General features: G+C 59.0%; 14 protein-coding genes and 1 pseudogene. 11 read left to right on the top strand and 4 right to left on the bottom strand.

Annotation, left to right across the window (positions count from 1 at the left end; genetic code table 11):
* Nucleotides 1-18: 18 nt before the first annotated feature.
* Entirely contained in the window at nucleotides 19-729 is a 711-nt protein-coding gene (locus AC1DIS_RS17965) for a GntR family transcriptional regulator (protein WP_111453429.1), read from the top strand.
* A gap of 517 nt (nucleotides 730-1,246) precedes the next feature.
* Here the strand turns inward: AC1DIS_RS17965 and AC1DIS_RS17960 are convergent.
* Nucleotides 1,247-2,041, bottom strand: coding sequence for an NAD(P)H-dependent oxidoreductase (locus tag AC1DIS_RS17960; RefSeq protein WP_477744643.1), 795 nt, complete (start codon nucleotides 2,039-2,041; stop codon nucleotides 1,247-1,249).
* 86 nt (nucleotides 2,042-2,127) lie between these two features.
* Between AC1DIS_RS17960 and AC1DIS_RS17955 the strand changes: the two genes are divergently transcribed.
* From AC1DIS_RS17955 to AC1DIS_RS17935, 5 genes are all read left to right on the top strand, one after another.
* Nucleotides 2,128-3,021, top strand: a complete 894-nt coding sequence (locus AC1DIS_RS17955; RefSeq protein ID WP_477744642.1) for a LysR family transcriptional regulator — start codon at nucleotides 2,128-2,130, stop codon at nucleotides 3,019-3,021.
* 95 nt (nucleotides 3,022-3,116) lie between these two features.
* Nucleotides 3,117-3,905 carry a DeoR/GlpR family DNA-binding transcription regulator gene (locus tag AC1DIS_RS17950; RefSeq protein ID WP_477744641.1) on the top strand — a complete coding sequence of 263 codons (789 nt, stop codon included), beginning with the start codon at nucleotides 3,117-3,119 and terminating at the stop codon, nucleotides 3,903-3,905.
* Between the two features lie 61 nt (nucleotides 3,906-3,966).
* The gene (locus tag AC1DIS_RS17945) at nucleotides 3,967-4,203 is read left to right on the top strand and encodes a hypothetical protein (protein WP_007942075.1); all 237 of its coding nucleotides are present in this window, start codon (nucleotides 3,967-3,969) and stop codon (nucleotides 4,201-4,203) included.
* Nucleotides 4,204-4,326: 123 nt separating this feature from the next.
* Nucleotides 4,327-4,551 (top strand): hypothetical protein, encoded by a 225-nt coding sequence (locus AC1DIS_RS17940; protein ID WP_081626573.1) that lies wholly within the window; start codon nucleotides 4,327-4,329, stop codon nucleotides 4,549-4,551.
* Nucleotides 4,552-4,609: 58 nt separating this feature from the next.
* Nucleotides 4,610-5,008, top strand: a complete 399-nt coding sequence (locus tag AC1DIS_RS17935; protein WP_064618435.1) for a YfeK family protein — start codon at nucleotides 4,610-4,612, stop codon at nucleotides 5,006-5,008.
* A gap of 43 nt (nucleotides 5,009-5,051) precedes the next feature.
* Here the strand turns inward: AC1DIS_RS17935 and AC1DIS_RS17930 are convergent, their stop codons facing one another.
* The gene (locus AC1DIS_RS17930) at nucleotides 5,052-5,903 is read right to left on the bottom strand and encodes a CAP domain-containing protein (protein WP_086946179.1); all 852 of its coding nucleotides are present in this window, start codon (nucleotides 5,901-5,903) and stop codon (nucleotides 5,052-5,054) included.
* A 181-nt stretch (nucleotides 5,904-6,084) separates the two neighbouring features.
* Between AC1DIS_RS17930 and AC1DIS_RS17925 the strand changes: the two genes are divergently transcribed.
* Complete coding sequence (locus AC1DIS_RS17925; protein WP_477744640.1) at nucleotides 6,085-6,705, top strand: cell wall hydrolase; 621 nt, start codon at nucleotides 6,085-6,087, stop codon at nucleotides 6,703-6,705.
* A gap of 35 nt (nucleotides 6,706-6,740) precedes the next feature.
* On the opposite strand, the gene AC1DIS_RS17920 is transcribed toward AC1DIS_RS17925, so the two are convergent.
* Nucleotides 6,741-8,087, bottom strand: a complete 1,347-nt coding sequence (locus AC1DIS_RS17920; RefSeq protein WP_177343092.1) for a PAS domain S-box protein — start codon at nucleotides 8,085-8,087, stop codon at nucleotides 6,741-6,743.
* Nucleotides 8,088-8,604: 517 nt separating this feature from the next.
* Between AC1DIS_RS17920 and AC1DIS_RS17915 the strand changes: the two genes are divergently transcribed.
* From AC1DIS_RS17915 to AC1DIS_RS17900, 4 genes and pseudogenes are all read left to right on the top strand, one after another.
* Nucleotides 8,605-10,506, top strand: a complete 1,902-nt coding sequence (locus tag AC1DIS_RS17915) for a potassium transporter Kup (RefSeq protein ID WP_477744639.1) — start codon at nucleotides 8,605-8,607, stop codon at nucleotides 10,504-10,506.
* Between the two features lie 20 nt (nucleotides 10,507-10,526).
* A pseudogene (locus tag AC1DIS_RS17910) lies at nucleotides 10,527-10,697 on the top strand (LysR family transcriptional regulator); the annotation flags it as partial.
* 220 nt (nucleotides 10,698-10,917) lie between these two features.
* A complete protein-coding gene (locus tag AC1DIS_RS17905) occupies nucleotides 10,918-11,967 on the top strand; it encodes an alpha/beta hydrolase family protein (protein ID WP_477780999.1) in 1,050 nt (349 codons plus the stop codon).
* 234 nt (nucleotides 11,968-12,201) lie between these two features.
* A complete protein-coding gene (locus AC1DIS_RS17900) occupies nucleotides 12,202-12,924 on the top strand; it encodes a tetratricopeptide repeat protein (RefSeq protein ID WP_477744637.1) in 723 nt (240 codons plus the stop codon).
* Between the two features lie 118 nt (nucleotides 12,925-13,042).
* Here AC1DIS_RS17900 and AC1DIS_RS17895 read toward each other — a convergent pair whose 3' ends face one another.
* Complete coding sequence (locus AC1DIS_RS17895) at nucleotides 13,043-13,441, bottom strand: hypothetical protein (protein WP_237229551.1); 399 nt, start codon at nucleotides 13,439-13,441, stop codon at nucleotides 13,043-13,045.
* Nucleotides 13,442-13,500: the final 59 nt, after the last annotated feature.

Here is a 13,500-nt window from a genome sequence, read left to right as displayed (position 1 = left end):
ATCGCTGAGAGCTGCCTGATGAGCAAAGACACCGCTGAAACCAACGCAAGCGTCAAGCGCCATGGTGGGCGCTACATTTACGAGGAGCTGCGCAAACAGATCCTGACGTTGAAGCTCAAGCCTGGCACGCCGCTGGATGAAGTGTCGTTGGCGGCGCAGTTCGGCTTGTCGCGTTCGCCTGTGCGCGACGCCCTGGCAAGGCTGATCAGCGAAGGGCTGGTGACGATTCTGCCCAATCGCACCACGTTGGTGACRCCGTTCGAGATCGAAGAGTTCCCTAACTACATCTCCGCCCTGGACCTGATTCAGCGTGCCGTCACAAGGCTTGCGGCGCTACAGCGTACTGACGAGGATCTGGCGCGTATCCGCGCCGCCGATGCCGCTTATCTGGAGGCCGTCAGTACCGGGGATTTCCAGGCGATGTCGGAAATGAACAAAGCTTTTCACATGACCATTGCCGAGGCCGGCAAGAACCCTTACTTCATCAGCTATTACGAGAAGCTTTTGGGAGAGGGGCAGCGACTGCTGCATCTGCATTTCGACTACATCATCAGCGCCGCCAGCACGAGTACGCGGTTGGGGCGTGACCATGACGAAATGATTGACGCCATCGCCGCGCGCAATCCGGATGAGGCCGAACAGGCCGCGCACGAGCACACCATGCTGTTTCAGCGGCGCTTCCTGGCCTACATGCAGCAGAACCTCACGGGAAGCATGTCGGTGAATTAGTTCGGGTGTTGGAGGCGGCATGGACGTCCGTCTCGCGGCGTTAGTATTTTTCCATTTACCCATCATTTCCCTTGAAAAAAATCAGTCTAAAAACCCCGACCCAGGCTTCGAATGGTTTGCTATTCTGAGGTTGTAGGTGAAGACGCAGACTGATGCGCAAAGGGATAGCGAGGAGGCGTGGGGCGCGCTCCCAAGGGTACACGGTTAGAAAGATCTCCGCGCTGAGATCCAGCCCTTATGCCGTGTGAGGCAGAACAGCCCAAAGCTAAAAATCCTGTTCTGTGAGAGGCCCGATAAACCTTGTAAGCCAGAGACCAGCGCTGGCCACCTACTCGATTTCCAAAGCCCGCCTTGTGCGGGCTTTTTCGTATTCGCCGTAGCAGCTGTCGAGCTTGCGAGGCTGCGTTCGGCTGCGCAGCAGTCGTGAATCCGGCCGACACGGTCTGCCTGACACACCGCGAGTTCTGGTTTGACGACTGCTTCGCAGCCGAACGCAGCCTCGCAGGCTCGACAGCTGCTACAACGAGTGTGTTGCCTGTTTGATGTGAGCCGCAAAGCCCGACTGATCCGCAGCAATCTCATCACGCAATGTGAGTTGCGGAATGTCATACGCCCCTGAATTTTGCGGTCGGAACGCAATCGGCGCGGTTTCCCACAGGTCATCCAGCCGTTGGCCGAGCGCCTCACAAGTTGCTGAAAATCTCGCCTCATCCATTCGGCTGGTCTGATAGATCACGAACGGTGGCAGCACGTCGAAGCCGGGGTAGAACAGTACGCCGTGCTGGATCGGGAATAGCACATCGTCGATCGGCCCGTTGATGCCCCGTGGGCTGTAATGAGATTCCCAGCCACCGGTGGTGACGATCAACATCGCCCGTTTGCCCGCCAGCGTGCCTTCCCCGTAACGGTCGCCCCAGCGCGCATCGGAATGCTCCCCTACGCCGTAGGCAAAACCATAGGCATAGACGCGTTCCACCCAGCCTTTGAGGATCGCCGGCATCGAGAACCACCACAGCGGAAACTGCAGAATGACGGTATCGGCCCAGAGCAGTTTTTCCTGTTCGAGAACGATGTCCTGTCGTTGCCGGCCTTCTTTGAAGGCACGCTTGGAGTCTTGCGACGGATCGAATCGTGCGTCGGCAGGCCGGCCGAAACTGTCATCGGCGTCCAGCGAGGCTTTCCAGTCCATCGCATACAAGTCGGAAACCTGTACCTGGTGGCCGGCAGCTTCCAGGCGTTTGACGGCAAAGTCCTTGAGCGAACCGTTTAACGATTTGGGTTCGGGATGGGCGTAAACGAGCAGAACATTCATGGGCTGAGTCTCCGTTGTCAGAAGCCAGCAGAATCAGGCCTTACCAGGTATATTGGAAATGAATAACCAATATGCCAGGTATTGTCATGAATAATCTGCGACGTCTGGACATCAACCTGCTGCTGACGCTTGATGTCCTGCTCTCGGAACACAACGTGACCCGTGCGGCGCAACGTCTGAATCTGTCGCAACCTTCGGTGAGCGTTCATCTCGCCAAATTGAGGGATATTTTCAACGATCCGCTGTTACTGCCAGGGCCACGGGGCATGCGGCCCACGGCTCGGGCCGATGAGTTGCGCGAGCCGTTGCGCCAGGCCCTGGAAGCCCTGGAGCGCGCGGTGTCGCCCGCCAGCCCTTTCAACCCGGCCGAGGCACGGCAGACGTGGAATGTCATGGCGTCGGACTACGGCGAGTCGACCATCATCTTGCCCGCGTTGGCCGGGCTGCGTTCGGCGGCACCCGGCACGCGTTTGGCGGTGTTTGACCTGATGCCGTCACAACTGGCCAAACAAGCGGAGCAGGGGGCAATCGACCTGGCGTTTCATACCACTGAGGATGCTCCCCCAGGCTTACGACGTCGTGCATTGTTCACCGAACGCTATGTGTTGGTGGGGCGTACTGGCCATCCGCTGTTGAGACAGCGACCGACACTCGCGCAGTTCTGCGAACTCGACCACGTCATCGTATCCCGGGATGGCGGAGGCTTTCAGGGTGTCACCGATCAGGCGCTTTCCCAGCTGGGCATGACGCGCCGAGTGGTGCTTTCGCTCCCCCATTTTCTGTTTGTCCCGTCGGTGGTGGAGAGCACCGACATGGTCGCGATGCTGCCAGCGCGCCTGGTTCGCGATACGCACGCCTTGACCATGGTCGAGCCTCCCCTTGAAGTGCCGGGATACGAGATGTCGATGCTCTGGCCCGAGCGCTGTCACCGCGACCCTGGGCATCAATGGTTGCGTGAGTTCATCGTGAGTGCCTTGTGATGGGTATCAATCAAACACAATCCCTTGTGGGAGCGCCTTGTGTTCATTGAGGTGTTTGGCTAGTCTCGCACAAACACGCAAAAACAGGCATAACCATGCACGCTGAGCATTCCTCCGCCGAACTCCCCCAACTGCGCCGCCAAAAAATCCTGCTGATCCTCGAACGTGACGGCAAGGTCATGGCTTCCGAGCTGAGTCAGCATTTTGCCGTGTCCGAGGACACCATTCGCCGGGACCTGTCGGAGCTGGCCAGTGCCGGGCTGGTGCAGCGGGTGCACGGGGGGGCGTTGCCGCGTCCCAAGGACACGGGCAAGGATTACTTCACTCGGGTCAGCGAAACCGACGAGGTGAAAACCCGGCTGGCGCAGCTCGCCGCGCGCCGGGTCAAGGACGGCCAGATCGTGATGTTCGATTCCGGGAGCACCACGCTGCAGATCGCACGCTCGCTGCCTTCCGACCTTGTCATCACGGCCGTCACCGCGTCGCCGATGATTGCGATCACGCTGGCCGAATACAAAGGCATCACGGTGATCGTCGCCGGTGGTCAGCTCAACCCTGCGACGATGTCTTCCAGCGGGCATGAAACCCTGCGATTGATCGAGGGCATCAAGGCCGACCTGGTGTTCACCGGGGTCTGTGCCATTCATCCGGAAGTCGGCCTCAGCTCGCTGCATTTCGATGAAGTGCCGGTGAAGCAGGCGATGCTCGCCAGCGCCTCCCACGTGATTGCCGTGACCACCGCGGACAAACTGGGTGCCGTGGAGCCCTTCGTGGTTGCGCCTTGCGCCCGTGTGCATACGCTGATTACCGAACGTCACGTGGCCTCGGGCAATCTTGAGGACTATCAAAGACTGGGGATCGAGGTGGTGCAGGCAGACGCCTGAGCGTCATCGCGCCCGGCGCTGCATGGGTTACGCTGATAGCAACGACGGGAGGAATGCAGTCATGACTGAGCGTCATATAACCCACTCGGAAACGCTGTCGAACGGATGCACGATTGAGGTCAAAGCCGAGATATTGAGAGACGGTTCGCTGAAGATGTTCATGGGGGTCTATTGGCCGGACGGCTCGGCCATTGTCGAGGACAAGCACCCCTCGCCGCATCTGCTGGACATGGAAGCGGCGATGGAGTGGGCCATCGAAAAAGCCAAAACCATCGGTAACAGCCAGAGAACGCTGTAAGGCCCGGTGATAACGGAATCATTGACCGGCTTGAGGGTCGTAATTATGGGTTTGAACGCACTGCGATCGATTCGCCGCTAGCGTCACCTCATCCCCGTAGTTCTGACCTTTTAGGACGTTAAAATGAAGCGCACCGCGATAATGACCCTGGCCATTGCAAGTACTCTCCTGCTGGGAGGTTGCTTTCCTTACTGGGAAGAGGGAGACAGGTACGATCGGGATCACCGTGAATACCGTCGCGACCATGACCGTGGCTATTATTACCGTGATGATCGTGGGTATGACCGGGATTATGATCGTCGTGATGATCGCCGTCGGCACCGCGACCATGACGACCGAGACGATTGACCTGTCTGCGCCCAGCTCCAGAGCGGCCATCACCGCTCTGATCTCCTGAGGAATAATCATGCGAAGGCTGACTGGGCATATTGTTGCACCCCTCACTCAATGGCTGACGGCGGCAGGTATCGGCCTGACTGCCGTGGTGTTCAATGCACAGGCACAAATCCCACCTCAAGCCACTCAGGAAATAAACAGCTTGCTGGACTTTGTCGAGCACAGTGAATGCCGGTTTGTGCGCAACGGAAGCGAATACGGCGGCCCTCAAGCCCGGGCGCATCTGGAGAAGAAGCTGGAGTACCTTGAAGAACAGGACAGGGTGAACAGCGCCGAAGACTTTATTGAGCTGGCGGCCACCCAAAGCAGCATGAGTGGCCGCGCCTATGAAGTGCGCTGTCCGGCAGGCATACAACCGGCCAACCTCTGGTTGAAGACCGAGCTACAGCGGCAACGGCAACGTCATTGATGGTGTCTTGATGCGCTAGCGCAGCACAATCAAGCAGCCGCCTTTACGGCGTGCCAAACATCGCCGTCCAGTAAATACCCGCGTCACTCTTCGGGTCCACCGCATAGGCTGCACCCAATTCGCGAAATTGTGGGTTCATCAGGTTGGCGCAATGCCCCGGGCTGGCCAGCCAGCCATCGACCACCTTGCGCACTGTGTCCTGCCCGGCGGCGATGTTCTCACCGACCTGCTGGCCGGCGTACCCCGCCAGTTCAGCCCGATCACCCGGCGTGCGGCCGTCGCGGTCCTTGTGATCGAAAAAGTTTTGGTTGGCCATGGCCCGGCTGTGGCCCTCGGCGGCTGATCCCAGCGTGGCGTTCCAGACCAGCGGCGTGGTGGCGGTGAAGGATTGGGTACCGCACTGGCGCGCTTGCGTGCGGGCGCTGTTCATCGCTTCAAGGAGTTTCTGTCCCTCCGCCTGCCAGTCGCCCAAGCGCCCCGTCAACAGCGGGCGCGCCAGCACGATGCGCCACTCGCGGCCCTCCCGGCTGACGCCGATATCGACAAATTGCGGGTCCAGCACCACCCGGCAGAAGCTCTCCTGAATCGCCTTCATCGCGGCGGGCGCATCACGCGGGCCGGACAAGCTGATTGCCTGCACATTAACCATCGGGTACGCCGCGCGGGCCAGTGCCTGCTGCAGGTCGCCGATGCTGTTGGCGGACAGCACCAGGCGCGGATCGCTGGCCAGCGGTGGTAACTCCGAAGACGCCTGTCCGGCACAGCGCTGTACCTGGCTGCGGTAAACGTTGATCGACTCTACCAGCTGTTGTTCATCGGCCGCCGACGCGATGACGCTGAACACCAACCCGAATGACAACACGCCAAGATGCAAAACGGATGACAGGCTGCGCATGAAAATCTCCCTGGAATGGACCCTGCCATGATGCGCGATGTCACCCCTCCTTATGCAATGCCTTTTCGCGCCCAAATGCAGTTTACTGCCTGCCTGTTGGCATGAATTCCGGCGACTACAATCAACTCAGGTCTGCGATCGTGTCGTTGTTCACATCGGTTTCAATCAGAAGGATCGGAACATGCGATTTAAAGGGGTAGCCACCTGCTTCGCAATCATCCTTCTGTGCGGCCAGGTGTGGGCGACTGATCAGGAGCAAAAAAAGGAAGTGGCTGAAGACAAGGCACAGGTCCTGGAGCAGAAAGCGGCAGAGAAGGGTAACGAAGCTCCGGTGCCCAAATCCGAGGTCATCACCCCCTCCGAAGCGCAGGCGGTCGATCCGGCGGGCACGGCGCCGCTGGAGGATGCCATTACGTGCCTTGCACGCAGTATCTACTGGGAAGCCAAAGGGGTGACTGCTGCCGACATGGAAGGCGTCGCCAGCGTGGTCATGAACCGGCTGGGTCACGAAGGTTTTCCGGATACGGTGTGCGCCGTGGTCAAGCAAGGTTCCGAAAAGCATGCCTGCCAGTTTTCCTGGTGGTGCGACGGGCGTGCGGATCAGGTAAAGGAAGACGACGAATATGCCATCGCCAAGGAGATCGCGCGCAAGGCACTCAACAAGCAACTGACGGACCGCACCCACGGTGCCTTGTATTTCCACGACAGAACGGTGAAACCCGACTGGGCGAAGCAGTACATCAAGACGGGCGAGACCCGGAAGTTTCTGTTCTATAAACCTGGTGGCGGAACGGCAAAGTAGGTGCGAATCGCTTCGCACCATCTGGAGCCAACCCTCTACTGGCCGCTTATGCTACGAGAGGGAAACGCTACGGTGATGGTCAGCCCCTCGCGCTTCCAGTCACGGCGGATTTCGCCGTGAAGCTGGCCATGCACGGTCGCTTTGGCGAGAAGGGTGCCGAACCCGGTGCTGTCGGGCTCCCGGTCAATGAGCGGGCCATTCCTTTCGCTCCAGACCACGGTGAATACCTCCTCACTCTCGCTACAGGCAATATCCAAAAGCCCTTCAGGCAAAGAGAGCGCCCCATATTTCGCGGCGTTGGTTGCAAACTCATGCAACAGCAAAGCGAAGCTGGTGACTGATGCACCGTCAATCGTTATGTCAGGGCCGGTCACGACGGCGCGTGACTGGCTGGTATCCCCGCTATCGGCATAAGGCGCGAGAATGGTTTGAATGAGGGCATGCAATGTCGTTGGCTGCTCGTTACTCAAACCGTGCGGTATGGTCAGGGTATGGGCTCGCGCCAATGCGTTCAGCCGTGCGCAAACGGCGGAGGCGAGTTCACCGGGGGTCGTTGCCGAACGGGCGCTCAGTGAGACCACGCTGTTTGCCAGGGTGAACAGGTTTTTCACCCGGTGATCCATCTCTCTGATGAGCAGGCTCTTTTGTTCTTCCGCCTGTCGTCGCTCAGTGATATCGCGAGCGATTTTGGCCGCTCCGACAATACGGCCTTGCCGATTTCTGATAGGGGAGACGGCGAGAGAGATCTCGACCAGGCTGCCGTCTTTGCGCCGCCGGAGGGTTTCATAGTGTTCGATGCGCTCGCCTCGACGGATGCGCGCCAAAATGCCGGGTTCCTCATCCCGTCGATCCAGGGGGATGAGCATATCAATGGGTTGGCCGACCGCTTCCTCGGCCGTGTAACCGAAGAGTCGCTGGGCGCCAGCGTTCCAGTTGGTAATCGTGCCGTTCAGGTCTTTGGCGATGATCGCGTCGGCGGACGATTCGACCAGCGCGTCATGGATCAGCGCGGCTTTGTCGGCGACGGTCTGGTCAGTCAGATCGATCAGCATGTTAACGGCGCCTATCAGGCTGCCTTCTGCATCGAAGATCGGCGAGGGGCACGCCAGAAAACGAACGCGTGTGCCATCCGGACGCTCGGCGATGGCTTCAATCCCTCTGACAGGACGTTGTTCCTTCAATGCCATGGACATGGGGCATTCATCGTGGGGCAGCGGCGTGCCGTCAGGCCAATAGAGCTTCCAGGAGCCGCAAAAGGTGCTCTCCCCAAGCGTCGGGGTCACTCCCCACAGTGCCACCGCTGCACGGTTGTAAAAGGTGATCAGACCCTTGGCATCGGTGGTGTAGATGGCCTCGGGCAGTGCCTCAAGGACATCGCTCAACCCCAGGTCATGAAGGGACGGGGAGGTTTGCTCGCTACCTTCTGAGGGTGTACAGGTAGGTCCAATAGCGGTGTCGTCCTCATGGACAGGCCCTTGGCTCATTCGCAAACTCCATGCTGGTGGTGCCTTGGCACTCGATTCAGGTGATTCGGGTTGAAACACAGGATATAGCGATGTGGCGAGGTCCCGGAAAGAACCTTGCCTCTAATTAAGGACTATTTTTGGTCGCGCACAAGAAGCTTGATCGAAATTCGCTCGCTGCTGCCCGTACATTTTTACGCTTTCTTTACGGTAGGTGTTTTCCCTTGCGAGGATACTTGCCGCGTTTTTTTGATCGTCGACAGGCCTGCAAACTCTCCAGGTCGCTTGAACGAACGGCATGACACCCATGGACTAATCTCATTATCAAGCCGTGGGGTTTCAAGGCTGAGTTCCAATGTTTGCCCGGTAGCCCCGCAAACCCTCTTGCTCGAAGGTGGCATGCCATTTATTTCCTTCAATCTCAGAGAAGCTACCCGTGAGCGAAACAGCGATCCCCGCCCATGAAAACTCCCACGCCAAAACATCAGGAGTGGGCTTGCTCGTCGCCGCGGTCGGCGTGGTTTATGGGGACATTGGTACCAGCCCGCTTTACACCCTCAAGGAAGTGTTCGCCGGCCACTATGGCGTCCAGGCCAATCAGGACGGTGTACTGGGCATTCTGTCGTTGATTTTCTGGTCGCTGATCTGGGTCGTCTCGATCAAGTACGTGCTGTTTATCCTGCGCGCCAACAACCAGGGCGAGGGCGGCATCATGGCCTTGACGGCACTGGCACGCCGGGCCTCGGCGCCTTATCCGAAAATGAGCCGGAACCTGGTGTTGCTCGGGCTGTTTGGCGCGGCACTGTTTTACGGGGACAGTATGATCACCCCGGCCATTTCGGTGCTATCCGCGGTTGAAGGTCTGCAACTTGCGTTCGAGGGCATCGGGCATTGGGTCGTTCCGCTGTCCGTTATCGTTCTGGTAGCACTGTTCCTGATCCAGAAACATGGCACGGCGCGTATCGGCATCCTGTTCGGCCCGGTCATGGTGCTGTGGTTCGTGGTGTTGGGCATTCTCGGTACATTCGGCATTCTGCAACGCCCGGAAGTGCTGCAAGCGCTCAATCCTGCTTGGGCGGTGCGATTCTTCGTGGTTCATCCGGGCATTGGCATCGCCATTCTGGGCGCCGTGGTATTGGCATTGACCGGTGCTGAAGCGCTGTATGCCGACATGGGCCATTTCGGTCGCAAACCGATTGCCCGTGCCTGGTTCATGCTGGTGCTGCCTGGCCTGGTGCTCAATTACTTTGGCCAGGGGGCGTTGATCCTCGGGAACCCGGATGCGGTACGCAACCCATTCTATCTATTGGCACCCGACTGGGCGCTGCTGCCGATGGTCGCGCTGTCGACACTGGCCACCATCATCGCCTCCCAGGCGGTGATTTCCGGGGCGTTCTCACTGACTCGCCAGGCCATTCAGCTGGGTTACGTGCCGCGTATGTTTATCCAGCACACCTCCAGTCAGGAGCAGGGGCAGATTTACATCGGCCTCGTGAACTGGGCGCTGATGGTCGGCGTCGTGTTGCTGGTCATCGGCTTCGAGTCGTCCAGTGCGCTGGCGGCGGCGTATGGCGTGGCGGTGACGGGGACCATGTTGATCACGACCATCCTGTCCTCGGCCGTGGTCCTGCTGCTGTGGAAAACACCGCGCTGGCTGGCGATTCCGATGCTGTTGGGTTTTCTCGTGGTCGACAGCCTGTACTTCGCCGCCAACATATCGAAGATCTTCCAGGGTGGTGCGTTCCCGGTAATCGCCGGTATTGCCCTGTTCATTTTGATGACCACCTGGAAGCGCGGCCGCAAGATCATTGTCGAGCGACTGGACGAAACCGCTCTGCCGCTGCCGTTGTTCATCAGCAGCATTCGCGCGCAACCACCCCATCGTGTGCAAGGTACCGCGGTATTTCTGACGGCCAGATCCGATGCAGTTCCCCATGCGCTGTTGCACAACCTGTTGCACAACCAGGTGCTGCACGAGCAGGTGGTGTTGCTCACCGTGGTGTCTGAAGACCGCCCGCGGGTGCCTGCGGATCAGCGGTTCGAGATCGAGTCTTTTGGCGAAGGGTTCTTCCGGGTCAGTCTGCACTTCGGCTTTATAGAGGAGCCCGATGTGCCGCTGGCGTTGAGCCTGTGCCATTTGAAAGAGCTGGATTTCAGTCCGATGCGCACCACCTATTTCCTCAGCCGCGAGACGGTCGTCCCGACCAAGCGTATCGGCATGGCCCGTTGGCGCGAGACCCTGTTCGCGTTCTTGCTGAAGAACGCCAACAGCAACCTCAAATACTTCAATTTGCCGCTCAATCGTGTGATTGAGCTGGGTACGCAGGTTGAGATGTAGCGACTCATCCCTGTGGGAGCGGCGGTGCGCTGCTCCCACAGGTAGACCTCGCCGATGGCACGCTGCGCAGAGTCTTGCCGCTGTGGCAGGCTCCGCCCGTCTCGGTTTATGCCCTCACCGAGACGCGACTGTTACCGGCGAAAGCCCAACGGTTCATCGAGTTTCTGCGTGAGAAATTGCAGGATGCTTAGCGGGTGGTGACTGCCTTCCACTAGGCAAGACCCGCGGGAAAGCGGACGTTCAGCCTTCTCTCTAAAAGACCGCGAAAGTTTATGCCCGTGGATTCGATTGTGGGCTTTAATGTCCGTGCTCACTATGCAGCCACGTTAGCTTCGACTCCGTACGAAGGTGGACGCGCCTGACGGCGGATTCAGGTTGCTGTGCACTTGTCCAATCAAGGAAGAAACGACATTGAAAATAGCTTTTGGCGCCCTGTTGTTGACCTGCCTGACTACTCTCGCACTCGCTGACGAGAACCCTGTCGGCTTCCAATCTTCCACACTGGCGGACTCACACAGTGACCGCTCACTGGAGATGGTCGTTTGGTACCCCAGTGCAACTAGCGCCGCCACGCAATTGATCGGCGATGATGCGGTGTTTGTCGGTGCTTCTGCCGTTCGTAACGCGCCACCCGCTGCTGGCAAGCATCCATTGCTGGTGCTCTCCCACGGGTACAGGGGGAACTGGAGCAACCAGATCTGGCTTGCCAGTGCTCTGGCTCATAGGGGGTACATCGTCGCGGCAATCAATCACCCTGGCACCACCACTCATGACCGTAGCCCTCAAGCTGCGGCGCAGTTATGGCAGCGCCCGGTTGATTTACGCCGAGCCATAGATGCGGTCACGASTCAACCAGAAAAATTCGGCTTGGTCGCCAATGACCGAATTGCAGCAGTGGGCCATTCACTCGGCGGCTGGACCGCCCTGGAGATCGCCGGTGCTCGTTTCGATCCAGACCGCTTCGCCCTTGACTGCAAAGCCCACCCGCAGTTAGCGAGTTGCACCGTCTACGAAACGATAAACCCTTCAAGCACCTCAAAATCAAAGACCGCGTTGGCCGCCGATTTGCGCGATAAACGCGTCTCTGCTGTGGTCACATTGGACCTGGGCCTTTCACGGGGCCTGACCGATGAAAGCCTGGCGGCGCTGCCGGTACCAACGCTGGTGATCGCTGCCGGTGTACCGTCGCGCGAGCTTCCTGCTGAGTTGGAGTCTGCCAACCTGGCCAAACGCTTGCCTGCGGCGACAAGCCGTTACGTCGAAATCAGCGACGCAAGCCATTTCAGCTTCTTGTCGATGTGCAAACCTGGCGCGCAGAAACTGCTCGAAGACGATGTACCAGGCGATGGCATCATTTGCCTGGATGGCGACGGCGGTCGCTCACGTGGGGTGATTCAGCAGCAGATCACATCGCTGATAGCAGAGTTTCTTCAGTCATCCTACAAAGAAGCAAGTTTGTAAACTCGTGGTGCGGGAACTGCTGCAGCTCGCTTGAATGATACCAGCTTAAAATTTCAGGTAAAAATTGATACCGGTGCGGCGGCCTGCGAATTCCACTCCGTCCGCAATGGCCGTTGCGGCGGGAACTTCAGGGTACAGGCCAGGTCAATGGGGGCCCTGTGTCGCAGATGCCGAGCAGTGCTGGTGGCCTGTTTTACGACAGTGCCGTCCGAGATCAGCTGAGTCCGCCCCCTGATGCCAACCAAGATTTCTCTGCCGAGCCTCCTCCTGGCGTTCTGCGCCGTCACGTCGCTTTGTTCGGTTGCTGCCGAGCGAAGGGCGCCCTCGCAAAGCAACAGCGCATCAACCACCCTGATCGAAACCGCATCGCGGCAGTATGGAGATGGCCAGTTGGACCAAGCCGCTGCCACGCTGGAGCGTGCTCTGCATATCCAGCCGAACAATCCCGCGACGCTGCATTATCTCGGTGTGTTGCGTCTTCAGCAGGGGCAGTACCAACAGGCTGAAACGTTGGCGGTGCGCTCGAACATGAGAGTTGGTAGCAACGTAGCGTTACGCAACCGCAACTTCCAATTGATCCAGGCGGCGCAGCAGGCCACCGCATCGAGCACCTCACCCAACGCCAAAGAGGACCAGGTCGCAGTACAGAAGGGGCTTGAAGAGGAGGCCCAAAGGCTCCGCGAAGCAGAAATGGCCGCTGCTGAACAAACCGCTCCGGATACTGGGCGCGATGCTGGCAACTTCGCTCGCGCAATGCCCGAAGGAGAGTTGCAATCGGCTTCCGCCGAGCCAGCGCCCGCGTACGATGGAGTTGAGATTCCCCGCGGCCATTGGCCGCCTCCGGGTAAATGCCGAATCTGGTTTCCTGATCGCCCGCCCGGGCATCAGCCCCCACCGGGCAAATGCAAGAAGCTACGGCATCGGGTTCCGTTGGGAGCCTATCTGGTACACGGATGAGTTTCTGAGTGTCTTCTGGCGGGTCGGCGACGGTCCAGCTTCGACCGTCGCGTCACATCAATTGTCAGACTTCCGTCTGTTCCGCCATTCCCAAGGCGTCATCGACTCTATTCCCAGACTAGCGACGATAGTAGCGGTGATCGTCCTCGTAGCGGTGCCGCATGGGCCGATCATCGTGGCGCTCCCAATAACGATGGCGTTCAGCTTCTCGACGGGCTTGCTCTCTGCGCCACTGTTCTCTACGCCATTCGTCTCGGCGCCAATCGTCTCTACGATCGTGCCAACGGCCGTCATGCCAGTATCGGTCGTCATGGGCCAGCAAGGGGCCTGGCTGTTTGCCGGCCGTACTGGCCAAGGTTGGCCAAGGGTTACCGGCGGCCTCGACCGGAGCCTGAACGGCTGCCATTTCAGTTGCGAAAACAGGGGTTGAGGTCTTCATTTGTGTTGCTGATGCGGAGCCCATTGCCGCGAACGCGAACAGGCCGAAGAGCACCATCCGTGGGTCATGGAATTTCATGAGCGAAGACAACCTCTGATTGACAATGGACGTGTGGCCATCTGACTGCGGGAAGCCTG

This window comes from Pseudomonas sp. 05N433 (genome assembly GCF_056396925.1).
Note: the sequence above shows the minus strand (reverse complement) of the source record. Positions and strands in the feature narration are given on the sequence as shown.